21 protein-coding genes are annotated in these 25857 nt (G+C 38.2%); 7 read left to right on the forward strand and 14 right to left on the reverse strand.

Going from position 1 to position 25857, the window contains the following annotated elements; genetic code table 11:
• Positions 1-293: 293 nt before the first annotated feature.
• Complete coding sequence (locus tag A5482_RS13420; RefSeq protein WP_069790376.1) at positions 294-3485, forward strand: ExeM/NucH family extracellular endonuclease; 3192 nt, start codon at positions 294-296, stop codon at positions 3483-3485.
• A gap of 98 nt (positions 3486-3583) precedes the next feature.
• Positions 3584-3808: a hypothetical protein gene (locus A5482_RS13425; RefSeq protein WP_069790375.1), complete on the forward strand. Its 225-nt coding sequence runs from the start codon at positions 3584-3586 to the stop codon at positions 3806-3808.
• 74 nt (positions 3809-3882) lie between these two features.
• Here the strand turns inward: A5482_RS13425 and A5482_RS13430 are convergent, their stop codons facing one another.
• The 9 genes from A5482_RS13430 to A5482_RS13470 all read right to left on the reverse strand — a co-directional run bounded on the left by A5482_RS13430 (position 3883) and on the right by A5482_RS13470 (position 13119).
• Complete coding sequence (locus tag A5482_RS13430; protein WP_069790374.1) at positions 3883-4230, reverse strand: DUF1622 domain-containing protein; 348 nt, start codon at positions 4228-4230, stop codon at positions 3883-3885.
• Positions 4221-4841, reverse strand: a complete 621-nt coding sequence (gene tmk / locus A5482_RS13435) for a dTMP kinase (protein WP_069790373.1) — start codon at positions 4839-4841, stop codon at positions 4221-4223. Before tmk ends, A5482_RS13430 begins: the two co-directional genes overlap by 10 nt.
• A 225-nt stretch (positions 4842-5066) precedes the next feature.
• Complete coding sequence (gene recJ, locus A5482_RS13440) at positions 5067-6788, reverse strand: single-stranded-DNA-specific exonuclease RecJ (protein ID WP_069790372.1); 1722 nt, start codon at positions 6786-6788, stop codon at positions 5067-5069.
• Positions 6788-7324 (reverse strand): bifunctional pyr operon transcriptional regulator/uracil phosphoribosyltransferase PyrR, encoded by a 537-nt coding sequence (gene pyrR / locus A5482_RS13445; protein ID WP_069790371.1) that lies wholly within the window; start codon positions 7322-7324, stop codon positions 6788-6790. The genes recJ and pyrR overlap by 1 nt, the downstream gene beginning before the upstream one ends.
• Positions 7325-7404: 80 nt before the next feature.
• A complete protein-coding gene (locus tag A5482_RS13450; protein ID WP_083260404.1) occupies positions 7405-8214 on the reverse strand; it encodes a PP2C family protein-serine/threonine phosphatase in 810 nt (269 codons plus the stop codon).
• Positions 8215-8388: 174 nt separating this feature from the next.
• Positions 8389-10095, reverse strand: coding sequence for an ABC1 kinase family protein (locus tag A5482_RS13455; RefSeq protein ID WP_242411919.1), 1707 nt, complete (start codon positions 10093-10095; stop codon positions 8389-8391).
• Between the two features lie 129 nt (positions 10096-10224).
• Positions 10225-10545 carry a DUF6825 family protein gene (locus A5482_RS13460; protein WP_069790370.1) on the reverse strand — a complete coding sequence of 107 codons (321 nt, stop codon included), beginning with the start codon at positions 10543-10545 and terminating at the stop codon, positions 10225-10227.
• Positions 10546-10751: 206 nt separating this feature from the next.
• On the reverse strand, positions 10752-11981 hold the full coding sequence (gene arsJ / locus A5482_RS13465; protein WP_069790369.1) for an organoarsenical effux MFS transporter ArsJ: 1230 nt from the start codon (positions 11979-11981) through the stop codon (positions 10752-10754).
• A gap of 121 nt (positions 11982-12102) precedes the next feature.
• Complete coding sequence (locus tag A5482_RS13470; protein WP_069790368.1) at positions 12103-13119, reverse strand: ArsJ-associated glyceraldehyde-3-phosphate dehydrogenase; 1017 nt, start codon at positions 13117-13119, stop codon at positions 12103-12105.
• A gap of 457 nt (positions 13120-13576) precedes the next feature.
• Between A5482_RS13470 and A5482_RS13475 the strand changes: the two genes are divergently transcribed.
• The 3 genes from A5482_RS13475 to A5482_RS13485 all read left to right on the forward strand — a co-directional run bounded on the left by A5482_RS13475 (position 13577) and on the right by A5482_RS13485 (position 16099).
• A complete protein-coding gene (locus A5482_RS13475) occupies positions 13577-14047 on the forward strand; it encodes a hypothetical protein (protein WP_141712667.1) in 471 nt (156 codons plus the stop codon).
• A gap of 178 nt (positions 14048-14225) precedes the next feature.
• Positions 14226-15263 (forward strand): permease, encoded by a 1038-nt coding sequence (locus A5482_RS13480; protein WP_069790366.1) that lies wholly within the window; start codon positions 14226-14228, stop codon positions 15261-15263.
• A 32-nt stretch (positions 15264-15295) separates the two neighbouring features.
• The gene (locus A5482_RS13485) at positions 15296-16099 is read left to right on the forward strand and encodes a TIGR03943 family putative permease subunit (protein ID WP_069790365.1); all 804 of its coding nucleotides are present in this window, start codon (positions 15296-15298) and stop codon (positions 16097-16099) included.
• Positions 16100-16196: 97 nt separating this feature from the next.
• Here A5482_RS13485 and A5482_RS13490 read toward each other — a convergent pair whose 3' ends face one another.
• The 3 genes from A5482_RS13490 to A5482_RS13500 form a co-directional block, all read right to left on the reverse strand.
• Entirely contained in the window at positions 16197-17504 is a 1308-nt protein-coding gene (locus tag A5482_RS13490; protein WP_446684748.1) for an NF041680 family putative transposase, read from the reverse strand.
• A 291-nt stretch (positions 17505-17795) separates the two neighbouring features.
• Positions 17796-19037 (reverse strand): histidine--tRNA ligase, encoded by a 1242-nt coding sequence (hisS, locus tag A5482_RS13495; RefSeq protein ID WP_069791584.1) that lies wholly within the window; start codon positions 19035-19037, stop codon positions 17796-17798.
• Between the two features lie 50 nt (positions 19038-19087).
• Entirely contained in the window at positions 19088-19990 is a 903-nt protein-coding gene (locus A5482_RS13500; RefSeq protein ID WP_069791585.1) for an alpha/beta fold hydrolase, read from the reverse strand.
• 296 nt (positions 19991-20286) lie between these two features.
• Between A5482_RS13500 and A5482_RS13505 the strand changes: the two genes are divergently transcribed.
• Positions 20287-20715 carry an ATP-binding protein gene (locus A5482_RS13505; RefSeq protein WP_069791586.1) on the forward strand — a complete coding sequence of 143 codons (429 nt, stop codon included), beginning with the start codon at positions 20287-20289 and terminating at the stop codon, positions 20713-20715.
• Between the two features lie 61 nt (positions 20716-20776).
• Here A5482_RS13505 and A5482_RS13510 read toward each other — a convergent pair whose 3' ends face one another.
• Complete coding sequence (locus A5482_RS13510) at positions 20777-22387, reverse strand: hypothetical protein (protein ID WP_069791587.1); 1611 nt, start codon at positions 22385-22387, stop codon at positions 20777-20779.
• Between the two features lie 121 nt (positions 22388-22508).
• The gene (locus A5482_RS13515) at positions 22509-23438 is read right to left on the reverse strand and encodes a glycosyltransferase family 2 protein (protein ID WP_069791588.1); all 930 of its coding nucleotides are present in this window, start codon (positions 23436-23438) and stop codon (positions 22509-22511) included.
• Between the two features lie 287 nt (positions 23439-23725).
• Here A5482_RS13515 and nblS point away from each other — a divergent pair, with 287 nt between their 5' ends.
• A complete protein-coding gene (gene nblS / locus A5482_RS13520) occupies positions 23726-25663 on the forward strand; it encodes a two-component system sensor histidine kinase NblS (RefSeq protein WP_069791589.1) in 1938 nt (645 codons plus the stop codon).
• Positions 25664-25857 lie beyond the last annotated feature (194 nt).

The raw sequence follows: 25857 nt of genomic DNA on the forward strand, positions 1-25857 counted from the left end.
TGTCTAACCAAAACTTAATTTAAAGTTAATCTAAAATTAAACAAAATATATTAGAAAAATAATTAAAAATAAATTTTTAAAATATTTAATTAAAAATCAAAAAAAAAGTCAATTGTTTTGTTGCCTATATTACATTATTGTCTTGACTTAAAAAGGTTTTAGGATTTAAGATCAGCAAGTTTAATAGCTCAAAAAACATATTTAATTAATTAATTTTATACAATATATAGCTGTTAAATATGAAGATAATCTTCTCTTAACCTCCTAATAAAACTGAATAAATCAGAGAAAAAATGCCAACAATTAACTTAACTGGTTTGAACTATGACCAGAATTTTGATACTCTCGCCAACAGTGGTGAGCCCAGTAATGTTTTGCCCCTAGGGTGGTTTTTTTTAGAAACTGGTAATAATGCGAACGAAACCTATGGTATTAGCGATGGCAGTAGTAACTCTGGAAATACCTACAGTTACGGCTCAACAGATGCCACTGACAGAGCTTTTGGTGCTTTATTATCTGGCTCATTAAATTCAATGATTGGAGCAGGTTTTACCAATAATTCTGGTTCTACCGTTACAGAATTAGAAATTAGCTATCAGGGCGAACAATGGCGACTAGGAACTTCTGACCGAAGTACTCCAGACCGTTTAGACTTTCAATATAGTTTGGATGCAACTTCCCTTGATTCAGGTACTTGGATTGATGTGGATTCTTTAGATTTTATTGCCCCTATCACTACGGGAGATGTAGGAGCAAAGGATGGTAATGAAAATGCTGTAGAAATTGCTAATACCATTTCAGAGCTAGAAATTGAAGACGGAGAAACGTTTTGGATTCGCTGGACTGATTTTAATGCATCTGGGGCCGATGATGGTTTAGGTATTGATGATTTCTCTTTAACCCTGTTAGATGGTGAAGTAATTGTAGATGAGCCTGGAGAGGATGAAGATACGGATCCAGAAATTCCCCCAGAGCCTGAAATTACTAAAATTCATACCATTCAAGGTGAAGGTATGGTATCCCCCCTTGTGGATGAAATTGTAACTGTAGAGGCGATCGTTGTTGGTGATTTTCAATCTTTTGATGATAATACTGGTAGTAATCTACGGGGTTTTTATGTTCAAGAGGAAGATAGTGACATTGACGATAACTCTTTGACCTCCGAAGGTTTATTCATCTTTGATGATAACTTTGGGGTTGACGTTAATGTCGGTGATTTAGTTCGGGTAACTGGTACTGTGGCTGAGTTTACTTCTGGTAGCAGTAGTTTAACTCAATTACGCAGTGTTAGCGATGTCACTGTGGTTAGTGAAAATAATGCTTTACCCACCCCTGTAGAAGTTTCATTTCCTCTCAATAATCCTAGTGATTTAGAGGCTTTTGAGGGAATGCTGATCACAATTCCGAATACTTTAAGCGTAACGGAACATTTTCAATTAGGTCGCTTTGGTCAAGTGGTTTTATCCTCTGATGGTGACACTAATCAACCTGATACTGATGGACGTTTAGACCAGTTTACTCAATTTAATGCTCCTAGTGTGGATGGTTTCAGTGCCTATCAAGAAGAGTTAGCAAAGCGTCGCATTGTGGTTGATGATGGTTTAACGGTTCAAAATCCAGATCCCATTATCAATGGTAGAGAAGAAATGCCATTGAGTCCTACGAATACCTTCCGTGGTGGTGATACGGTGATGGGTTTGACTGGTATTCTTGATGATCGTTTTGGTGCATCTAATATTGGTAATTATCGGATTCAACCTACTGCCCCCATTGATTTTCAAGCTACAAATTCTCGTCCCACGGAAGTTCCTGATGTTGGTGGACGGTTAAAGGTTGCTAGTTTTAATGTTCTCAATTATTTTAATGGTGATGGTGCAGGGGATTTTTCTGGTTCTGAGCAAAGGGGGGCTGATAATCCTGAAGAGTTTGAACGTCAGAGAGATAAAATCATTTCAGCTATTGTCGGTTTAGATGCTGATGTGGTTGGTCTTGTGGAGATTGAAAATGACGGTTACGGGAATGATAGTGCCATTCAAGATCTCATTGATGGTTTAAACGCTGTGGAGGGAGAGGGTACTTATGCTTTTGTCGATCCTGGTACTCCTACTTTGGGACTTGATGCGATCGCAGTGGGCTTTATTTACAAAACTAATTCGGTGAAAGTCGCTGATGAAAGTAGTGTCGCAATTTTAGAAACAGGGGCATTTGACCCTGTTAATGTCGCCCGTCATCGTGTACCTTTGGCGGTAACGTTTGAAGAATTAGCAACAGGAGAACAGTTTACAGCCGTTAACAATCACTTTAAATCTAAAGGTTCATCAGGACTGAATAATGAAAATGATCCTAATTTTGATCAAGGGGACGGACAAGGATTCTGGAATGATACTCGCACCCAAGCATCTCAAGATTTAGCCAATTGGTTGGCTACTAATCCCACAGGAATTAATGACAGTGATGTGGTTATTTTAGGGGATTTAAATGCTTATGCTCAAGAGGATCCTATCATAACCCTACAGAATGCAGGTTATCAAAATTTAGTTCCTCAAAGCAGTTATTCCTTTGTTTTTGACGGTCAATGGGGTACCCTAGACTATGCTTTAGCTACGGGTAGTATGCGTAACCAAGTTACAGGAGCCACAAAATGGCATATCAACGCCGACGAACCCAATGCTTTAGACTACAATACTAATTTTAAATCTGAAAATCAAGTTATTAGTCTTTATGATGATAGCCCTTTTCGTTCTTCAGATCATGACCCTGTTATTGTTGGCTTGAATTTGAGTAGCTCTGTTCCAGATACTGGCAGTAGCGGAGGTGGAAGTGGTTTTACTCCCCCAATTATCCCTCCTGTACAGACTCCTGACACCTCGACTCCCCCAAGAAATTCTCTTATTGAAAGAGTTTTAACGTTTAGTGAAAATAATGTGCAAATCCTCTATATTCCCTTAACAGGAAGACCTGGAGATCCTACAGGGTTAGGATTCTGGAAAAATGCCATTACTGAAAATAACATTAGTTATTCCCCTTTTAATGGTGATACTCTAGCTAATTTCCCTGAGGAGCAGAGAATTGGTTATCAAAATATTATCAATGATTTTGCTGCTTCTTCAGAAATCGTCAGATTATTTGGTCAAAATGATAGTCTATTTGCTATTAACCTAGTTTACAATAACGCCTTTAACCGCCCGGCTGAAGAAGAAGGATTAAATTACTGGAATAATGCCTTAGAAATAGGGGATGTTACTCTTGCTAACCTTGCTCTGGAGATTTCTTTGGGTGCCATTGGTTCTGATGTTAGTATTTTGAGTAATAAGGTTGTTAGTGCAGAATTATTCCTAGAGCGTTTACAATCTCTTGGTATGAGTTCAAGATATGTTGGAGAAGAAGCAGAAGTGATTGCTTCTGAGTTTTTATCTTCTGTGGGTAACACTATAGCTACTCAGAGTGAGATTGATAATGTTATTAACCGTCTTCCTGTAATGTAAGAATTATTGTATCAAATTTGGATAAATACTCGTCATAAAAATCCCCCTTTTGGGGGATCAAGGGGATAAAATCGAAGAAACGGAAAAATTTTATAAATATGGAAGCCTTTGCCCGTAGCGCCCCAGAGTGGACTTATAAAGCCACCCATGCCCTCAGTTTTTGTTGCCCCCGTTGTGGTGCATCCTCTCGACAAGCTACTAAAGTATGGCTTAATCGTTATGCCCCTGTGATGACGGAAAACTATGAACGCAAATGGCAAGAATTTTATACTTGTGAGTGTGAGCAGGTTTGGTGGGCTTGGAGTTGCGATCGCCCTAACTAAACACAGTAAATTAATTCAAACTCAAGTTAATTAGGTACTAGGAAGAAAGTTAGTTTTAGATAAATTACTGCATTTCACTCGTGTAATTTTCCTTCTAATTCTTTGGTCAGAAAATAGTTTAATACGGTACGAACGATAGCAATTATAACCAGTTTACCAAGGGAGGTAAAATCTGAGCTTAGGGTGGTGGCAACTATATCCGCCCCCAATTGAAATTCTAGGGCAAGGACTAACCACATACCAAATTCTAATCGAACTTTTGTAAATCGGTTTTGGCGGTGATGGGATTTGTAATTAAGGGACAGTTGTAGGGTTTTAATTAATCCCCATAATATACACAAAAGGGCGATCGCCTCTAGTACTAATTTAAAAAGATTAGCAAAAATATATAATCCTGCTTCGATAAATTCTATTAGTTCCATTTTTCAATATCATTAACTATTGTTTGATGGATTTTTTTTTTGCTTTCTCTGGCGTCAATTTTCAATATTTTATGGGAATAATTAGCAAATATTTCTGTAAATCTTTCCCTAACTTTAGTTAATTTTTCTTGGGTTTCATATATTTCTTTTGAAGGGCGATCGCACATTCTTTCTAATGCTATATTTACGGGAAGATCAAGATAAATAACTAAATCTGGAGGAGGAAATTTTTGATTTAAAATACTTACAAAATCATAATCTTTTTCTGTTTTTCCATTATAAGCAAGGGAAGAAAAATAATATCTGGTACTAATTACATGGATATTTTCTTTGGTTAAACTATAAACTCCATCCACATTATTATATAAATGGTAATGGCGATCGGCCGCAAACAAATAAGCCATTTGTTGATCGTATAAATCCTGACTATTAAAATCATTTTTCCCTGCTAAAAAAGTTCTTAATAACTTTCCAATGGGGCCAGCAGAAGGCTCTGGACTAACAATAGATTGTTGCCCTCTGTGAGTAAAATAATCCCGTAACATTTGAGCTTGAGTTGAACTCCCTGCACCATCAACTCCTTCAAAAACAATAAATAATCCCTTTGACATTTTAATTTTTTCTTAAAATACTCACAAAGAATATAATCATACTAAATTCTTCAACAAAAGTAAACATCAATAGGTCTTAAACTTTGAGCTTTAGGTTGTTGTTGATTACTCTTTAATTAAGAATCAAAAGTATTATTTATCAAAGGTTTGATCATAATATAAGTACCAAAAAATAATTGACAATTACCATTATCAATTATCCATTCTCTCGTTTTTCTTCAAACCCTACTTAATACCCTGAATATCTAATTGCACAGTTTTTTCTCCTCGCCACTCATTGATAGATAGTTTATAAGCAACATCAATATTAGGAGGTAGGGGATAATAATGACTTTTTTGCCAAGCAATACATTTTAATTTTGCCCCTGACTCATCCTGAAGGGTTAATTGTAAATGTTCCCCTGTTTTAGTTAACTTCTGCGAAATGACCGTTACATCAGGAGTCCAAAAGATAGGTGGATCATTTTCTATACCCCAAGGATAAAGACTTTCTATTTCTTTTATTAGATCAAAATCAGCATCATAAAAACTAATCTGACTATCAACTTTAAGTAAAGGTTTAAGATGTTCTAGGGATAGTGATTGATGGCTAAATTCTCTTAATCTATCTTTTATTAAATCAAGATTTTTTGTCTCAAAACCAAAGCCTCCTGCGGCTTTATGACCTCCATATTTTAATAATAAATCATCACAAGATTGAAGGGCTTTAAAAATATTATATTCCTCTGTACCCCTTGCGGAACCTCGAATATGTTTTTTTTCTTCGTCTTCATAGGTGGCAATAAATACAGGCACTCCATAACGCTCCACTAAACGAGAGCCAACAATACCAATTACTCCATGGTGCCAGTGTTCTCCTAATAGTAGTAAAAAGCGATCGCCCTTATAATCAATTTTCCCCTCCTCAATGAAAGCAATGGCATCCTTCGTAATTTGATTACACAACTCCTGCCTTTTTTGATTAACGCTGTGGCACTCAGAAGCCCTGTGGAGAGCGATGGACTCGTCCTCGGTGGTAAGAAGTTCAATAACAATTTGAGGATCACTAATACGTCCAATAGCGTTGATTCTTGGGCCAAGTTTAAAGCCTATATCATCGGAACTGAGGGTTTTTTTCTTCTTATCCACCCCTCCCACTTTAATTAAGGCTTGAATGCCCAAAATTTGGGGTTTAGCCAACAATTTTAAACCCCGTTTAAGCCAACGACGATTAACCCCCGTCAGAGGTGCTAAATCGGCAATGGTACCGAGGGTATAAAGTTCTAGCAATTGCCTGGTTAAGCCCTCCAGTTGCCCTTGTTTTTGAGCCAGAGTAACCCCTAATACATAAGCGACTCCCACTCCAGCTAAGCCACGATAGGGAGAGCTAGGGGGTAATAATTTGGGATTGAGAATGCCATCGGCAGGGGGCAATTGGGCAGGCAAATCATGGTGATCGGTTATGATTACCTTTAAGCCTAATTCTTTCGCCAATGCAATGGGTTCGTAGGCGGAAATGCCGTTATCTACGGTGAGAATTAAACTTATCCCTTCCTCTTTAAATTCCTTGACAATGCGATTGTTAATGCCATAACCATCTTGCATACGGCTAGGAATAGCATAATCAGCTTTTGCCCCTAAATGTCTCAAAGCTCGAATCAGTAGGGCGGTGCTGGTCATCCCATCAGCATCATAATCTCCACAGATAGCTATTTTAGAGCCAAGGGCGATCGCCTCTGTCAACAGATCCAGACATTTTGGTAAATCAGGAAATTCGGTGAGGGGAGAGGGCAGGGTTTGGGCTTCAGGGTTGATATAAATTTCGGCATCTTCGGTACAGTGCAAACCACGATTGATAATCACCTCCGCCATAATTCGAGATAATCCCAAAGATTGGGAAAATAACTCTACCAATTGAGGGTTAGGTTGACCAAATCGCCACCGTTGTGCTGGTAAATTTGATGTCATCAAAATTTCCTTAACTCTACAGCATTTCTACCATCCACGGACTCTAAATAGACCTTAACTTTTTCGTCCTTGGCCGTGGGCAACACTTTACCCACAAAGTCGGGGTGAATGGGTAATTGACGATGTCCTCTATCTACCAGTGCCAAAAGTTTAACAATTTCCGGTCTGCCATACTCTGCCACGGCATTAAGAGCAGCCCGAATGGTGCGTCCACTATAAATGACATCATCCACCAAAATAACGGTTTTTCCTGTCAAATCCACGGGAATTTCAGTTCTTTCGGGGGTTCTCATCTGAATTTTGTCTAAATCATCTCGATAAAAAGTAATATCGATCGCCCCTACCGTTACTTCTTGTTGTTCGATATGTTTAATTTGGGTAGCCAATTGTTGGGCAAGGGGTACCCCTCTTGTATAGATACCCAACAGCACCACCGACGATAAATCTGGGGCTTCTTCAACTACTTGGGAAGCTAATCGATTTAGGGTACGGCGTATTTCATCGGCGGAGAGGATTTCAATAATTTGATTAATCATAGAATAATAATTGAGAATGGATAATTAACTTTCTGGGAAATTTAGACGATGGGGGTTAATTAACACTTGCTACCAATTACCTATTCTTCTTCATCTTTTGTTTCTGAAACCTTTAGGATATTATCATCATGGTCTTTTGCTTCGGTAGTAACGTCTTCTAAATCGTCAACTTTGATTAAAACCACGGTAACGTTATCAGAACCACCATTGTTTTTTGCTTCGGTAACGAGGCTATCGGCAACTTTATCTAAATCATCTCCATCCCCCAAAAGTTTGGAAATAATGGGATCAGTAACTTCTTCTGTTAAACCATCACTACAGAGCAAGAAGCGATCGCCCTTATCCATAGTATCAATCTTGTGGATGTCAATACCTTCATACAAATCTCTACGTCCCAAACACTGAGATAACACATGGCGCCAAGGGTGATGTTTCGCATCCTCAAGGGTAATTTCTCCCGCTCTAATGGCTTGACCAATCCAAGTATGATCCGAGGTGACTTGAATTAACATCTCATCCTGAAGCTGATAGAGACGAGAATCGCCAATGTGCGCTCGCCAAGTTTCTCCATTACGGAAGATTAAAACCACTACGGTAGTACCCATATCACCCCGTTCTGGGTGATTATCTTGATCCTCAAGAATCCCCTCATTTGCTTGTAAAACGGCTTTTTCGAGAAGGTCATAGGAATCCATGGGAGCTTCCCAATTTTCTTCCAAATATTCCTTAATAACCTCCACCGCAATTTTACTGGCTTGTTCTCCACCGGCATGACCACCCATACCGTCAGCGAGGATAAAAAATCTTCCAGATGTATCAGTATAAAAATTATCTTGATTATACGACCTTACCAGTCCTGGATCACTCAAGCCAGCGAATGCACATTTCATATGACTAATTTACCTTGATTGGGATTAAACATTAATTGCCTTAACAAATTTAGAGGACGGATACCCCACCGTCCCATTATCTCTTAAATTTATCAGATTATTTAAAACAGACTCATTATTTAAGTATATTAAATTTTACCATAACCTGATCAGTTATTTTAACCGTATTACACCCTAGAATTTGCGGTCTAATTTCTTGATTTGTTTTAATAATTTGAATAGAGCCACCGTGGGTAAAACGGCCACCACTCCAAGGGCGATCGCCACTTGCCATAAACTATTAACCACCAAAATAGTCGCCGACAAAACTAGGGTACTAATAATTAAAGTGTAATTAGTCGCCATCTGGGTACTACTAATACGGCGCAATAGTCGTTCTGCCTCAAGGGAACGTACCCTCAAGCGAATATCACCCCGATCTAGTTTATCAATGGTATCATCCAAACGAGCGGGTAAACCAAAGGCAGTGTTACCTACCTGCATTGCCTGACGGCTAAACTCATCTAAAATAGATTTACCATTATCCGCATTAAATTGACTCATAACATTTAGGGCAAAAGGTTGTGCAACTTCCATAAAATTAAAATCTGGATCTAAACCCTTCCCAACCCCTTCTAGGGTAGAAAAAGCCCTCATCACAAAGGTAAAAGTAGCAGGAAAACGAAACGGTTGATCATAGGCAATCTCATAAAGATCTTCACTAATCTGACCGATGGATTGTTCCTCAAAAGGCTTATCCATAAAGTTATCGAGCAAAAACTGTACAGAGCGCCTAATAGGGCCTGGGTCGTCCATGGGGGCCAAAGCCCCTAATTCCACCAACGAATCCACCACTCGCTCCGCATTTTTCTCGGTGACACCAAAAAGCATTTCCAATAACTTCTCTTTGATGTTGGGCTGTAATTGCCCCATCATACCAAAATCATAAAAGATTAGAGAACCATCAACATCTACCGCCAAGTTACCTGGATGGGGATCTGCATGGAAAAAACCATCATTTAAAAGTTGAATTAAATAAGCCCTTGCTCCCAACTTTGCCAGCTCCTTACGGTCTAATCCTGCGGCCTCTAGGGCATCGTAATGGCTAATTTTGATCCCCGGCATATATTCCAGAGTTAACACCCTAGGAGAGCTATAACGCCAAAATACCCTTGGTACTTTGACCCAGCTTTCATCCCGAAAATTACGGCGAAAAGTGTCAGCGCTGGTGCCTTCCAATAGATAATCGGTTTCTTGCCAGAGAATGCGACAACATTCTTCATAAATTCCCATCCAGTCCCGATTTTTGCCCCAACGGGGATGATTTTGAAAGTAACGGGCAATTTGTTTAAGGATACCTAAATCAATGTCAAATAATTTGGGTAATCCGGGGCGCTGGATTTTTACCACCACTTCCTCCCCCGTGATTAATTGGGCTTTATGAACTTGCCCTAAACTAGCGGCAGCTAGGGGGGTGGGGTCAAAGTTGAGGAATAGTTGATTTAGGGGTTTATTAAAATCTTTTTGGATGATGGCACATACCTGCTCATAACTAAAAGCGGGTACTCTGTCTTGTAGTTTGGATAATTCTTCAACGTATTCTTCAGGAAATAAGTCCGCACGGGTAGAAAATAACTGCCCTACTTTAATAAATGTGGGGCCTAGTTCGAGAAGATTTTCCCTAATCCATCCAGCTTGAATGCGACGACGGGCGACTAATTTTTCTTCGGTAAAGCCATCGGAATAACTCCATTTTTTGCCGTTACGCCATAGTTTGAAAAGTAGTAAAAGAACAAATGTCCAAATATCTATACGGCGACGGAGGGGGGAATAATTTTCGCTATTCCAACGATAGACTTTTTTCCCGGGTTCTGGTTTACGGGTGGGGATGACTTTAGGAATCTCGGAGGAGGGTTCCAAATATTTACTGGTGTTGGGATAGGCTGATGACACTTTTATTTTATGATGATAAATTGGTCTGATGATTTTGGTTGTTAAGCAATTGTTATCTTTGACAAGGTTAATGGTTGCTTATTTTTGACGATACTTGTTTAGTTCTGCTTTCAATCTAGCAATTTCTGCCCGTAGTTCGTCTAGTAGTTCTTGTAAATCGACACTGGTATCGACTTCTACGGTTATGGTGGTGTTGGTGCGATCGTGATCGGATTGTTGTTTGGCAATGTCGGCTCTTAGTCTTACTTCTTCGGCAAATTGTCTTAGTCTTTCTCTGGTTTCAGCGTCAAATTTACCAAATTCACTGAGGGTGTTGGTAAGGGTGTCTTCTACTTTTTCTGTCAAGACTTCCGCTAGGGCTTTACCAAAGAAGAATGCTTCTGTTACTGGATTACTCATTTGCAATATTTCTTAACGCTTTTGTTACAAATTATATCTTTATTTCTCAGAATCTGGATCGGTTTGTAGGGTAATTGATAATTGAGAATGAATAATTGATAATTAATTTTTTATATGGGGGATAATTTTTTACAAAAAAACTCCCTTGGGGCAAAGGAGTAAAAAAGTTACGTAGGATGGGGTGGAGATGTAAAGATTGAGAGTTATTAATTTTCTGAGGCAGGTTCTAGTTTTTGGGGGGAGGGTAGTTTGAAGGAGACGAGCGCGGCGACGAGGACAAAGAAGCTGGAAATCCAGAGACAGCCAACAATGCCAAATAGTTGGTAACTGATACCTGATGTAATGGTACCTAGTAGTCTTCCCCCTGAGTTTGCCATGTAATAAAAGCCTACGTTTAAAGCCACGTCATCGTCTTCAGTATAGGCTAAAACAAGGTAAGAATGGACGGCGGAGTTGAAGGCAAAAACGATACCAAAGATAATTAAACCCCCTGTAATGACCCATTGGGGATCTAATCCTGCCATGAAGCTAAGGGCGATCGCCACTGGTACAATGGTTAAAACTGATGTCCAAATCTGGATAGTCTTGGCTTGGGGAGCAGTACTTTTTTTGTTTTGTCCGAGGATGGCAGGGGAGAAAGACTGAATAAACCCATAACCAATTACCCAACAGGCCATATAAGTACCTACCTGAATAAAAGTCCAATTCAACTCACTTTGGAAAAACACGGGCAACGCCACCACAAACCAAATATCCCTAGCACCAAATAGGAAAAATCTGGCAAGAGATAAAATATTAATAGCTTTACTCTTAGAAAATAGCTGTTTAAATTTAATTTTGGCTTTGATTTTACCCATATTCTTGGGCAATAATCGACCTGTCAAAAAGATGATAAATAATACCCCTGCTTGGATAAATAAAGCATTGGTAAACCCTGTTAATTCTAATAGGGCTGCACCGACAAAAAATCCTAAACCCTTGAGGGCATTTTTAGAACCCGTGAGAATGGCAACCCATTTAAATAACTTGGATTCCGCTTCTTTTGGTACTACCAAACGCACAGCACTTTTGGAACTCATCTTGGTTAAATCCTTGGCGACTCCTGAGAAGGCTTGGGATGTCATGACGTATAACACCTGAAACCATACCGCCCATTCTGGGTTGAGAAAACCAAGCATTACGAGGGCAAAAATTTGTAAACCAATACCTCCGTAAAGGGTTAATCGTAAGCCAAATTGTGAACCAATCCAGCCTCCAAAAAAGTTGGTGACAACGCCAAAGATTTCGTAAAAGAGGAATAAAAAGGCGATTTCGATGGGGGTATAACCAAGTTGGTTAAAGTGTAATAATACGAGCATTCTTAATGCTCCATCGGTGATGGTATAGCCCCAGTAGGCGGCGGTAACTAGGCAATAATTTCTTAGGTTTTTGTCCATTTTTTTATATGTGTAAATAAAGTTTTGATCTCCCTAGTCCCCCGGATTTGGAGGAAATTTAATTATTTTTAGTTAGTTTTGATCCCCCCTAGCCCCCCTTAATAAGGGGGAAATTGAATCGTTAATTGTTAATTGATAAAGCGATTTTGGCGACTAATTCTGCCATGCGGTTGGAGTAGCCCCATTCGTTGTCGTACCAAGCAAGGATTTTTACTTGAGTTTCATCAATTACCATGGTGGAGGGGGCGTCAACGATGGATGAGCGGGGATCATCTTTGTAGTCGATGGATACGAGGGGGCGTTCTTCGTAACCCAAGATGCCTTTGAGGGGAGTAGTATTTGATGCTTCTTTGAGCAGTTGGTTGACTTCTTCTACGGTGGTTTTACGATTTACCTCAAAAACGCAGTCTGTAAGAGAAGCGTTGAGCATGGGGACTCTAACAGCGACTCCGTTAAGTTTTCCTTTTAGTTCTGGATAAATAAGGGCGATCGCACTGGCGGACCCTGTAGTCGTTGGTACAAGCGACTGTAAACAAGATCTAGCCCTTCTCAAGTCTTTGTGAGGAGCGTCGACCACAATCTGAGTATTTGTTACATCGTGAATGGTGGTAATAACTCCGTGTTTGATGCCCAAACCCTCTTGAATAACTTTTACTACGGGAGCTAAACAGTTGGTGGTACAAGAAGCAGCAGTTAAGACATGGTGTTTTTCTGGGTCATATAAATGGTCATTGACTCCCACCACTACATTTAAAGCCTCTTCTTTAACGGGAGCAGCCACCACCACTTTTTTAACTCCACATTCAAAATATGGATTTAAAGTGTCAGGGGTGCGAAATTTCCCAGAACTTTCGATGACTATGTCCACCCCATAATCTGACCATGGTACTTGTTGGGGGGTAGGAAATTCGGAAAAAGTGATTTCTTTTCCTTCAATTACTAAGTTATTTTCTTGGACATTAATATTTTTATCCCACTTACCATGGACGGAGTCAAATTCTAATAAGTGAGCAGCGCACTCTACTCCCCCTTTAATCTCATTGATATGGACAAACTCAATGGCAGAATTATCCCACCCCGCACGAAGAGATAACCTGCCGATTCTACCAAAGCCATTAATTCCTACTCTTATCGTCATATTTACTTATATACCAAAAAATATTGTTTTATTTATGTAAATTAATCTTAGCATCAAAAAAACTTAGTAGATATGTTTCCAAATTTATCTTTTGGTCTAAAACCTTAGAGGTAAGTAAAGAAAGATTTTAAGTTGGAAATTTATCATCCTGGTAAGTTTTTGAGACACGTAACCATAAAAACAATATAAGGTAGCTAAATTAAGAGATGATTAAGGAACTTATGATAACGAAATCAATTTTTATTGTTTAGTCATGAGTCAAGAGGTTTAATTCTTTTGTCAGTCATGGGTGAAATGCGAACTTACAATAGCTTAGTGATTGCTATAATTATCGAAATATTTATGATGTGAGGTTTTAGTAATGAGATTGTTTAAGGCATTATCCAAATCAATTATCAAGTACCGTTTTTCAATACTATTAATTGTTTTAATTCCTCTTATAATTACAAGTTCTTTTTTGACCCAAGATTCTCAGGCACAATCTGGAGGAGTGAGAAGTTATGGTAAATTAATCGGACAATGGCGATCGCAAGTACAATTTACCACAGGAGGATTTGCGGAGGTCAAAGACCTAGAATTTATGTACAGCTTCAACTTAGGGGGAACTATGACCGAATCATCAAACTATGATGCTGCCCCCCCTGTCCCTCCTGCTTACGGTATTTGGCGACAAGTAGATACTAATAAATTTGAAGCAAAATATGAATACTATGCCACCACGCGCCCAGAAAACGCCAGTTTAGAGAATATTTGGAGTGGTTGGCTACCTGCTACAAGGGGAGTATTGACCGAAAATATTACCCTAGATAGTGAGGGTGATTCATTTACGTCCACAATCACCTATGAAGCATTTGATAAAGATAATAATTTGATAGTTGATGGAGGCGGAATAGCCACTGGAAAAGCCGTTAAACTTCAATTTGACTAAATATAATCTTTGGGAAGAATATAATAAAAATCAAGTTTAAATATTCACTATCTATTATTGATTATTCATTCTAACCCTCTTTTATGGGGTAAGATTAAGACTGAAAAAAATACCATTCAGTGAACTTTTAAGTCTGTTTGAGGGTCAAAAAACCCATGGACAGGATAAAATAAACCCCATGGATCATCAGATATATAGTGCTTTAACCTTATTTATAAGTCTGTTAGTAGAGGCCATGCCCTTTTTGTTGTTTGGGGTACTCCTTTCTAGTAGTTTAATTGTTTTTCTCGATGAGGGTAAATTAATCGAGATGTTACCGTCAAACCCCATTTTAGGAGCGTTTATCGGTAGTTTTTTTGGCTTTTGTTTTCCTGTCTGTGAATGTGGTAATGTTCCTGTGGCCCGACGTTTTCTTTTGCAGGGTTTACCTACTTCTGTGGCAATTTCTTTCCTTTTAGCAGCCCCCACCATTAATCCTGTGGTTTTGTGGTCAACTTATGTGGCTTTTCGGGGGCAACCAGAGGTTTTTTGGTTGAGGATTATTTTTTCTTTGACCATTGCCATGACTTTGGGCTGTTTATTTAGTTTACAAAAAGATTGTCGTCCGTTGCTTAAACCTTCCCTTGCTAAGCGTTTGACGGTGTTATTAGATGCTAAGGCTCAAGCCAAATCTAAACCTGTTAATAATCTTTCTAATAGTTATAGTTTGTTACAATCAGGGAGTTTTATTCTGGGGCAACCAGGGCAGGTAATCAAGATGGATGATGCTTTGTTGAAAGCGGAGGAGGAAAAACAAAAAAAGGAAGCATTGGGGCGCAAGTTTAATCTTTTTATTGAAAATGTTACCCAAGAGTTACGGGATTTGGGCGGTGTATTGATTTTGGGCAGTGCGATCGCCTCTACCATCCAAGTATTTATACCTAGGGAAATTATTTTAAACATTGGACAAGACACGGTCACATCAATTATTGCCATGATGGTATTAGCCTCGGTAGTGTCTATTTGTTCTACCGTAGATTCATTTTTTGTGTTGTCCTTTTCTTCCACATTTACTACCGCTTCTTTAGTGGCATTCTTAGTATTTGGCCCCATGATTGACATTAAAGCCATGGGTTTGATGTTATCTATTTTTAAACCTCGGATGATCTTTTATTTAATGGTAATTATTGCCCAATTTACCTTTATTTTTACTCTTTCCTACAGTTATTTTTTCTAGTGAAATAATTAGTTATATATTGAAACTCCATAATGAAGACTATTAAGAAAAACCTGTTATTTTTTCCATTATTAGACTTTTCTGCCTTCTTCTTTTGGGGGTTATTACTTTTTAAATATTGGGCAACGGGAGAATTAAATAGATTAATCCATCCTAATTATTTCCTATTGGTTTTCATCGCCAGTGTTGTATTATTCATCATTTCTTCTCTCAAAGTCCTACAGATTTACCTGAGATACTACCGTAAAAAAGCATATATGAGGAGTGATAATCAAAACTCCATTCTATTATTACCAAAAGGATGGGGAAGTTCTCTTTTAATCGCTGTAGCGGTATTTGGTTTAGTTACAAAGCCGATTATTTTAAATAGTCAAAGTGCTATCCAAAGGGGGCTAGTGGACTCTTTACCCCCCGTTACCCTACAACTAGAATCCTTTGGGACAGGGACCAAACCCGAAGAAAGAACTATTATTGAATGGGTGCGTACTTTACACGTATATCCTGAGCCTGATACTTATAAGGGGCAAAAAGCGAACATTACAGGGTTTGTGGTGCATTTAGATTCTTTGCCCGATGATTATGTTTATTTATCCCGTTTTATTATTACCTGTTGTGCGGTGGATGCTTACCCCGTAGGAATACCCGTTAAGTTACCTGAATCGAGGGAAAATTATCCCCCTGATACTTGGTTAACGATACAAGGAGAAATGATAACTCAAATTTTGCCACCTTTGGATGCTACGGTTACAGATACCCGAAGAAAGGTAAGACACTTGGTTTTGAATGCTTCGGATGTGGAGGTAATTCCTACTCCTGCTGATCCTTATGGCTATTAATCTGTAGTTTAGACTAAGAAAAAATTGTAAGAGAATAAGTAAGCTAACAAAGATTAGCTCAAAAACGCTATAAATGAATTTAATAATGGCTTAAAAGTTATTTTTTTGGTCTTTTTTTAGTCTTAGATAAACGCTTTTTAACCGTAGGATAAACTTTAGCTTTGTTTCTTTTTCGACCTTTAGGCCAGCCATGGGATTTTCCCCGACTTTTAGGAGAAAGGGTAGGACTTCCAATGTCCATCAATAATGAAGTCATAGACAGAGCCACTCTTCCGGGGGTTAAATTCTGTTGAGGTTTTTGCCATGGCAGATGATATTCTTTGACTAAATCCTTGGATAACCATAACTGCCAAGTAATATTGACAATTAAATTGCTCCACCTTTGACAACTCTCAGGGGTGCGAAAATGGGGTAACGTCCAATGTAATCTTTGCTTGGCGAAACGATACCAGTGGTCCACACCAAATCGTCGGCTGTATTGAATCCAAATATTGGAAGAAGATAAAAATTGCTCTCCCACCCAGATTAACCACAGTGGGCGATGTAAAGCACCAGTTTTTTTCTGCTTCAATCGTTCAATTTTAAACAGGGTTAGCTTTTGTGAAGGGGCATTGTAGAAATGAAGTTCTTTCCATTTACTCATCCGTATTGTTCCTAGGGATGAGTCTTCCATTTCTAATATTTCATGGGCATGGGGAAAATGGTCACATTGATTTAATTTCAACTTTGCCCCATGTTTTTTCGGTCTGCCTCTACCGCTATAGGCTGGAGGATTACCATAAAGACATAGATTAGAACGTACTCTAATCAACTTACTGATTTCAATATCTGCGGTTTGCTTAATAAATTTGCCATTGCCATACTCACAATCCAACACCACCAATTTCGGTTTATTTTCTGGCAATTTTCTACACACTTGCCTTAGTTGCCATGTTGCTTTACCCAGAGGATTTTCAAAGGATGTGATTCTTTCATGTCTTAAAGGTAATGCCCAACTTCCTTTCTCATTCAATGGTGGTAACCAAGCGATGGTGCTATATCCTTGTCCTATGACCGATGAATTGATGGATGACGAAGAATATTGATAACCTCTATCTTTCATGGTGGGACTATCTTCAAACTTCCACTGAGTATGATCTATACCTAGTAATGTATATTCTAAGGTGTCTATTTCTTGAATATATCGTTTCATCAATTTGTTGCTGTTCGGACGACAATCTTTTATGGCTTCATAGGTACTACACCATTGCCGATGGAAAAAAGGTGATAAAGAAAAATCTGCCAAACTACGAGCATTTTCCGTGGTCATAACACTATCCATCAATTGAAAAGTGGCATCTTTACCTTTGACTAACATTTCATAGGTGTCATGACGGAAATTTTCCAGTCTGCTATATTTGTTCATAGAGAGAAGATTTTATTTTTGCTTATTTATATTTTCTCTCTATTTTTCTTTTATGTCTTGTCCTTACCTTGCTCCACTTTCCATTTAGTCTAAACTACAGATTAATAATAGTTGATAATTAAACTTTTATTCCCCATTGCCAAGGGGCGGTATGCGGAGTTTTCTTACGTACTTTATATACCTCGTCATTCCCTATCTAAACTAAAAATCGTACCTAAATTCAGCAATTCAAAAAAAGAATATAGAAAAATTAAAAATTAAAGTCCCCCAAAATTGGGGGATAACCCTTATTTAAAGTTTTGTTTCTATGTCTTCTACCGAGAGGGTTTCTTGTTTACCCGTATCGAGATATTTTAGTTGGATGGTGTTGTTTTCTACTTCACTATCACCTAAGACTAAACACATTTTAGCACCAGTGCGATCGCCCCTTTTAAACTGTTTACCAAAATTGCTACCTGTTAAATCAAGCTCAACTTTATAACCCTTTTGTCTCAAATCTTGGGCAATGATAAGGGCTTTATTTTCGGCTTTTTGTCCCCTCGAAACAAAGTAAATATCAGGGCTAGAAGGGAAAAGGGGTTGTAATTCCTTGAGCAAGAGAATTAAGCGCTCCATCCCCATAGCCCAACCGATGGCGGGGGTATCACCGCCCCCTAATTGAGACACTAAGCCGTCATATCTTCCTCCTCCGCACACCGTCGCCTGAGCGCCTAAATCAGCGGATTGGATTTCAAAGGCGGTATCGGTATAGTAATCTAGCCCCCTCACCAAACGAGAATTGAGGTGATAGGTAATATTAAGATCATTTAGTAGTTGACAAACTTGATCAAAATGTGCTTTTGATTCTGTACCAAGATAGTCCAAAATAGAGGGGGCATTCTCCGCAATCTCTTGGGTTTTCTTGTCTTTACTGTCTAAAATACGGAGGGGATTACGCTCAAGGCGATCTTGGGAATCTTGATCTAAATCGTCTTTGTAGGGGGTGAGGTATGCCACCAAGGCATCACGATAGTTTTGTCTATCTTCCCCACTACCCACGGAGTTGAGTTGTAAACTGAGATTTTTTAACCCCAAGGCTTTTAAAATGTCAGTGGCGATCGCAATTACTTCCACATCAGCCCGAGGGGCTTTTACTCCCAACAACTCCAAGCCGATTTGGTGAAATTGCCTTTGTCTTCCTGCCTGGGGGCGCTCGTACCTAAACATCGCTCCCGTGTACCACAATCGTTGAATACCATTACTAGCCAACTTGTTTTGAATATAAGCCCGTACCGCCCCCGCTGTGCCTTCTGGACGTAGGGTTAAAGTGCGATCGCCCCTATCAGTAAAAGTGTACATCTCCTTACCTACCACATCCGTCGCCTCTCCAATGCCCCGCTCAAACAAAGGAGTTGGCTCAAAAATAGGAGTCCTAATTTCCTGATAACAAGCCCGAGACAAAACCTCAAAAGCAGTCCTTTCCAAAAACTGCCAATAAATAGCCTCATCAGGCAAAATATCCCTAGTACCACGAATTGCTTGAATTTGTTCCATCAAAACTTAGTTCCTAAAAAATAAACACAAAAAAACTTTAATAATTAAACCTAAAAATTGTCAACAAAAAGTCTAACTTCTTTCAAAAACTCTTTCGTTGACTCATAGGGCAAAACATTACGACCACTAATTTTTTTACCTTCCAAATTAGCAATATTTTTACCATACAATTCAATTCTTTGATCAGGACTTTCCTTAAAACCATCCTTGCTAACACTACTAGCACTTTCACCCATCAACAGTAAAATTTTCTGGTCTAATTTTCGCATTAACTTAGTATAATCTTTACGCCAAAAACCAGCCAAAAAAGAAAATACAGCATAGCGATTTTTAGGATCTATAGCACCCTTTTCCAACATATCCAACCACTCAGCATCTACCCCATCAGCATTAGCAAACAACTGCTTAATAGAAAAAGACTCAATAAATTTTCTTCTTTGGGCATACTTATAAAACAAAGAACCCACAAAAGAATCAAAAAATAAATTCCAAACAATATCGCTAATTTTACTATTACCCCCATTAGTCATAATATTCCAAGCAGGAGGTCCAGACAAAATTAAACCCTTAATTAAATCACACTTTAAATCCCCTGCTGCCATATAAACAGAGATAGGAAAAGAAGCCCCTTGCACTACTAAAATACAAGGTTTTTTGACCACATTTTCTAAAAAGATATTTAGCTGATTAGCCCAATCTTTTGGATCATAAGCAATACGAGGTAAATCACTCTCACCACAGCCCAACAAGTCGGGATTATAAACCTTATAATTACCATCACAATCAGTAATAGCCTTTAAAAAACGATGCCAAAATATCCCCGACAAGCCCACCCCAATAGGATGAATTAACACTAAAGGTAAAGATTGTGAATCATTATCAGAACCATATTCAGTATAAGCACATTGATATTTTTTCCAAGAATAAAACTTAGTTTCAGGTAAAATAAACATAATATAAAAAATTATCTTAATACAATAAATCTGAGTTACAATAGCATTATCAAAGTGCTAAACATAATTCTTAAAGGCTAACTTTAAATTAACTAACATCTAATCATAATTATTAACTTTTAAGTTATACATTTTCATTCCCAAAGGAAAAAAAATTCCTCCTTGGCGATCGTTCATATATGATTAGTAACGATAGTTGCCACTCACCGATGGCTAATTATCAAAAAAACTCTGCCTTTTGTAGTGTAATAGATAATGAACCATTAATGGTCAAATAATAAAGGATTGAATGACTTTTGAAAGCTGTTAAACAAATATCTTTTGTTGTACCCAGTGACTTACTCTGTTTAGGGGAAGTTTTAGGGAAATATGAGGAAGTAAAACCAGAATCTATTAATCAAAGAGTTTGGCTAGAATGTCAGTTGGCTTTGGCAGAAGGTTTTACCAATGCTGTGCGTCATGCCCACAAAAATCTCCCCCCAGAAACCATCATCGAAATAGAGATTATCATTAACCCTTCAAATTTGGAAATTAAAATTTGGGATCAAGGTAATCCTTTTAATTTAATATCTTCACAAGAATCAAACAGTAAGGATAACCAGTTGAAGACAGGGGGAAGGGGTATTGAAATCTTAGAAAAAGTTGCCGATGAATTGAAATATGAACATCATCCTAACAATCGAAATTGTCTAACTATTAAAAGAAATTTTGGTGTGAAGATATAATAAAAAACAAAAACCACGCTCAAAGAAGCGTGGCAGAGTTTCATTTTAATTTAGATGACTATTATTTGTTTATTTTGTCATCATCATTATCATCAAGTAAAGAATCAAGGTCAAATTCAGCTATATCATCATCATTAGATTCAGAATTATCTAACTCAAAAGGATTAACTTCAGCACTATCAGAGTCATTAGATTCATCCACCAAAGCACCTAAATCAAACTCATCATTATCATCATCCCCAGATAAATCTAAATCTAAATTAAAGTCATCGTCAGAAGAAGAAGTTTCATCCTCAATTCCCAATTCAGAGAAATTTAACTCATCATCATCACCAGATAAATCTAAATCATCGCTAGACAACTGATAATCATTATCTTGCCCATCATTAGCGTCATCAGGGCTATCAAAGGATTCAAAGTCAATTACTTCCTCATCATCAGACAATTCGGTGTCAATTTCGGCGAAAATTTCATCATCACCTTCACTAATATCCACAGTGGCAACTTCTTCAGATTCTTCCTCATCAAAAATGGAAATATCAAAGTCATCGGAATCATCATCAGAGATTTCTTCCTCAGAAGATTCTTCTCCCATAATATTATCCATCACCTCGGACAATTGTTCTCCCATTCCTTCTAGGGTTGCAGAAACTCCCTCTCCTAATTCATCTAATGATGCAGGAGCATCTTCTGCCATTTCTCCTATCCAATCTTGGGCTTCTTCGGTAAATTCTTCGACATTGGCGGTAAATTCATCTAGAGATTCTTGGGTATTTTCTGTTACCTCACCCATCCAATCATCGTTTTCACCGGTAAATTCTTCGCCCTCTTGAGCAAATCCTTCTAAAGATTCCTGAGTGTCTTGGGCTACCTCACCAATCCAGTCTTCAGTGTCTTCGGCTAATTCCTCTGCATTGTCCGTCAATTCCTGTAAAGATTCTTGAGTATCCTCTGTTATTTGTTCACCGAATTCTTGAACTTGTTCTACGGAAGAAGATTCTTCTTCGGATTGATAATCATCGGCTAGTTGTTGGATGTAGTCTCCTGGAATAACCGCAGCACCAATATTTTCTGGTTGTAAGTCTAGTTGAGTTTCGGGTAATTCTTCTTGATTTTCATATTCTTCCCTTACTGCTCTAATTTGGTTATCTAACTCTTGTTGATAGTTATTAACTAATTCTTCGATGTGAGCTTGGTAACTTTGTTCTAGGGTTTGTTTTTCTTCTTCTAATTGAGAGCTTCTCTGTCGTAGGGATTCTATTTCGGACTCTAGGGGTTGTAGTTGGGCAATTTGGGCTTCTAGGGACTCAATTTGGCTTTTGGCGGAGTCTAGTTCGCTGGTATCGGCGGAAGTCTCTTGAGCTTCGTTGAGGGCGTTTTGTAGTTGAGTTTTTTGGTCTTCTAGGTCGATTAGTTGAGCGTTTAGGCTCTGGATTTGGTTTTCATAGGTATCTTTTTGTAAGGCAATGGTTTGGGCAGATTCGGCTTCATATTCCTGCCTTAAGGATGCGATTAATTCTTGTTTTCTAGTTTCAAAATTTTGTTCGGCTTGTTTGAGGGCTTTTTGCTTTTCTTTTTCGATTTCTTCGGGATTTACTTTACCTTTATTAATTAAAAACAATACTACTGCACCAATGATGATGCCTATTATTACGCCAATAGCTATTTGCATTTCTTATGCCTCCGCATTTATATTATTTTTTATTTGTTATGAACTATTTTTTATTTTTAGTCTAAAAGTATTATATTGATAAAATTTATTTAAGAATCTTATTTTATCATTTTAAGTATTTTTACTTACTTGTGTTGTAGGCTTCATAAACTCCTTGGACGTTGTACCAATTAAGGAAGATTCGGGCTATTTCTAGGGCTAGTTGGGGTTTTCCTTGGTCAATGAGCCATTGTAATAAGGGTTTCATGGTTTTTTCGTTTAATCTTCCCCCTAGGGATAGGATGCCCCACAGTAGGCGATGAATCCAGGTCATTTGAATCATCATTTTTACTTCGTAGGTGGGGTGTTTTTGATAAAATATTACGCCCATTTTTCCCCGTTGAATTTCTTGCTCGATGAGTTTGGGTATTTGTTGGAGATTGAAGGGGGGATGCCAATGGTAGCCAACGGCTTCGGGAGTTTTGATTAGTTTTAGTCCTAATTTTTTTAGTCTGACTCCTAATTCTAGGTCTTCCCAACCATATTGCCGAAAGTTGGGGTCAAATTTTCCTGCTTTTTCTAACCATTTTTTGGCGATCGCCACGTTGCCCGTCGCAAAATAAGCGGCGGAGTAGTCAGTAATTTTGTAGGGTTCTGAGGTAGGATTATCAAAGTTAGCGGTGTTAATTACTGCTCCATAGGTAAAAGTGCGATCGTGACCTAGTTTTTCTTGGGCTTTGATTAGGCTTTGGGCGTGAGCATTCAGAAAACTGGGAGTGACGACTAAATCACTATCAATAAAAATAATCGTGTCTCCTTGGGCTTTCTCTATGCCTAGGTTACGTGCGATCGCAGCTCCTTGATGATTTTGTAGGAAAAGACTAACATGGTGAAGGTGGGCTTTTTGTTGCTCAATCCAGCCAATAGTATCATCCGTAGAACCATCATCCACCACCACAATTTCATAACCATCAATCAAACCAGAATCATAATCCTGTTGCTCGAGCGCCCTTAAGCACTTCTGCAAAATCGGCAGACGATTATAAGTAGGAATAACGACACTAAAAAACACTCTTTTGACCCAAAATAAATTACCTATGATTTTACCCTAGATCTCGTCTAACCATATCCTTTTTGAGATAATTAATACAAAAAAACACTATCAAAGGGTTAAATGAGAAAAGTCAAAAAAATCTTATAACCCTTGAATTATAAGCAAATAAAACCATTAGAAACGAAATTTTACTTATAATTTCTTATCAACCTGAAAACTATCGACACAATTTTTGGTCAACATACATATTACCATGGTGATCAAAAGCAATTTTAAATTATCGATATTTTATAAAAGTAACAAAGGTGCAATTTTTAAAAGAAATTATTGGGCGTTGGTGGTCAGAATTTACCCTACAAACAAAGTTGATGGCAACAGCTACCCTCGTTGTCTCCCTTGTCATGAGTAGTTTAACTTTTTGGGCAGTAAACTCCATTCAACAAGAAGCACAAATCAACGACACTCGTTTTGGCAGGGATTTAGGGCTTTTGTTGGCAAGTAATGTTGCCCCTTTGATTGCTGAAGATAACTTGACGGAGGTAGCTCGTTTTTCGGGCAGATTTTACAACAGTACCTCTAGCGTCAGATATATCATCTATGCAGACCAAGAAGGAAGTATTTTTTTCGGTATTCCCTTTTCTCAAAGTGAAGTCAAAAACTCCCTCACCATTCAAAGAAAACTAGAACTTCCCGAAGACTATAATCACGACATAAGACTTCCCATGGTACGACAACATACCACCCCCGATGGGCAAGTAACAGACGTATTCGTTCCCCTGGTGGATGATAATCAACCTCTAGGCACCCTCGCCATCGGCATTAACCCCAACCCAACCCTCGTGGCCTCCTCCAATCTTACAAGGGATGTAACCATCGCTGTATTTATTTCCATCTGGGCTATGGTTATTTTGGGAGGAGTATTTAATGCTTTAACCATTACCCAACCCATTAAAGAACTATTGTTGGGGGTTAAAAACATCGCAGCGGGAAACTTTAAACAAAGAATTGATTTACCCCTAGGGGGAGAATTAGGGGAATTAATCCTTAGTTTTAATGAGATGGCTGAAAGGTTAGAAACATTTGAAGAACAAAATATTGAGGAATTAACCGCCGAAAAAGCAAAATTAGAAACCCTAGTTTCCACCATTGCCGACGGCGCCATTCTTCTTGATTCTCAACTAAAATTAGTGTTAGTAAATCCCACTGCTAATAAAATGTTTGGTTGGGATGATAAGCAAATAATAGGTAAATATTTATTAGATTTTTTACCCTCAGAAATCGGGCAACAACTACAAAAACCATTAAAGAATATTTCTGTAGAAGAAGGGCATACAGAAAATGATCAAGATTATCATATTTCTCCCACCAGAGGGGAATTTAGAGTTAGTTTAAGAGAACCGAATCAACATACTTTTAGAATTTTAATTACTCAGGTTTTAGACCAAAATAAAGAGAATTTAAAAGGTATTGTTATGACAGTTCAAGACATTACTAGGGAAGTAGAATTAAATGAAGCTAAAAGTCAATTTATTAGTAATGTTTCCCACGAATTAAGAACCCCTTTATTCAACATAAAATCTTTTATTGAAACCTTGGCGGAATATGGAGATGATTTGACAGAAACCGAAAAAGTAGAGTTTTTACAAACTGCCAATAGTGAAACCGATAGATTAACCCGTTTAGTTAATGATGTGTTGGATTTATCTCGCTTAGAGTCATCAAGAAGTTACCAATTCCAAGCCCTTGATTTAGAGCAACCCATAGAACAAACTTTGAGGACTTATCAACTATATGCTAGGGATAAGAAAATCGAATTGATTAGGGACGTTGAGCCTTTATTGCCCCCTGTGTGGGGTCATTATGACTTACTGTTACAAGTGTTTACTAACTTGGTGGGTAATGCCCTTAAGTTTACCCTTGAAGATGGTAATATCACTATTCGTGCCTATGGGGTAAGAAATAATCCTGAGCAACCAGAAGAAATATCCCATGTGCGAGTGGAAGTGAAAGATACAGGTATTGGCATTGCTAAAGAAGACCAAGAAGCCATTTTTGATCGTTTTTTCCGAGTAGAAAATAGGGTTCATACCCTTGAGGGAACTGGGTTAGGACTATCTATTGTTAAAAATATTGCTGATAAACACCACACCAAGGTTAATTTGCTTAGTGAGGTGGGAGTAGGTACTACTTTTTGGTTTGATTTACAGGTTTTTCAAGAACAAAAAGTTCCAGTGACTCATTGATTAAGTGGGGTTTTATGAACAAGTGATTTAGGTGGTGAAGGACGTAGAATGCTACGTCCCTAGAAGGATTAAGTAAAAATACTTGTCAATGGTATTGTTAATCTGTTTCTTTTTCCATGGTGATGGGAGCAGATTCTACTGTGGTGTCAGTATTGTCTTCTTTTCCTTTGAGTTTTAAATCCTCTAACCGACCT

It is taken from the genome of Cyanobacterium sp. IPPAS B-1200, from assembly GCF_001747005.2.
GTDB lineage: Bacteria > Cyanobacteriota > Cyanobacteriia > Cyanobacteriales > Cyanobacteriaceae > Cyanobacterium.

Coding starts and splice junctions, on each gene's coding strand:
- arsJ (WP_069790369.1), bottom strand. CDS start 11,981: ATGGACAAAAACCTAAGAAATTATTGCCTAGTTACCGCCGCCTACTGG.
- A5482_RS13425 (WP_069790375.1), top strand. CDS start 3,584: ATGGAAGCCTTTGCCCGTAGCGCCCCAGAGTGGACTTATAAAGCCACC.
- A5482_RS13460 (WP_069790370.1), bottom strand. CDS start 10,545: ATGAGTAATCCAGTAACAGAAGCATTCTTCTTTGGTAAAGCCCTAGCG.
- hisS (WP_069791584.1), bottom strand. CDS start 19,037: ATGGAACAAATTCAAGCAATTCGTGGTACTAGGGATATTTTGCCTGAT.
- A5482_RS13485 (WP_069790365.1), top strand. CDS start 15,296: ATGAAGACTATTAAGAAAAACCTGTTATTTTTTCCATTATTAGACTTT.
- recJ (WP_069790372.1), bottom strand. CDS start 6,788: ATGACATCAAATTTACCAGCACAACGGTGGCGATTTGGTCAACCTAAC.
- A5482_RS13470 (WP_069790368.1), bottom strand. CDS start 13,119: ATGACGATAAGAGTAGGAATTAATGGCTTTGGTAGAATCGGCAGGTTA.
- A5482_RS13450 (WP_083260404.1), bottom strand. CDS start 8,214: ATGAAATGTGCATTCGCTGGCTTGAGTGATCCAGGACTGGTAAGGTCG.
- A5482_RS13480 (WP_069790366.1), top strand. CDS start 14,226: ATGGATCATCAGATATATAGTGCTTTAACCTTATTTATAAGTCTGTTA.
- A5482_RS13420 (WP_069790376.1), top strand. CDS start 294: ATGCCAACAATTAACTTAACTGGTTTGAACTATGACCAGAATTTTGAT.
- A5482_RS13490 (WP_446684748.1), bottom strand. CDS start 17,504: ATGAACAAATATAGCAGACTGGAAAATTTCCGTCATGACACCTATGAA.
- pyrR (WP_069790371.1), bottom strand. CDS start 7,324: ATGATTAATCAAATTATTGAAATCCTCTCCGCCGATGAAATACGCCGT.
- tmk (WP_069790373.1), bottom strand. CDS start 4,841: ATGTCAAAGGGATTATTTATTGTTTTTGAAGGAGTTGATGGTGCAGGG.
- A5482_RS13430 (WP_069790374.1), bottom strand. CDS start 4,230: ATGGAACTAATAGAATTTATCGAAGCAGGATTATATATTTTTGCTAAT.
- A5482_RS13500 (WP_069791585.1), bottom strand. CDS start 19,990: ATGTTTATTTTACCTGAAACTAAGTTTTATTCTTGGAAAAAATATCAA.
- A5482_RS13510 (WP_069791587.1), bottom strand. CDS start 22,387: ATGCAAATAGCTATTGGCGTAATAATAGGCATCATCATTGGTGCAGTA.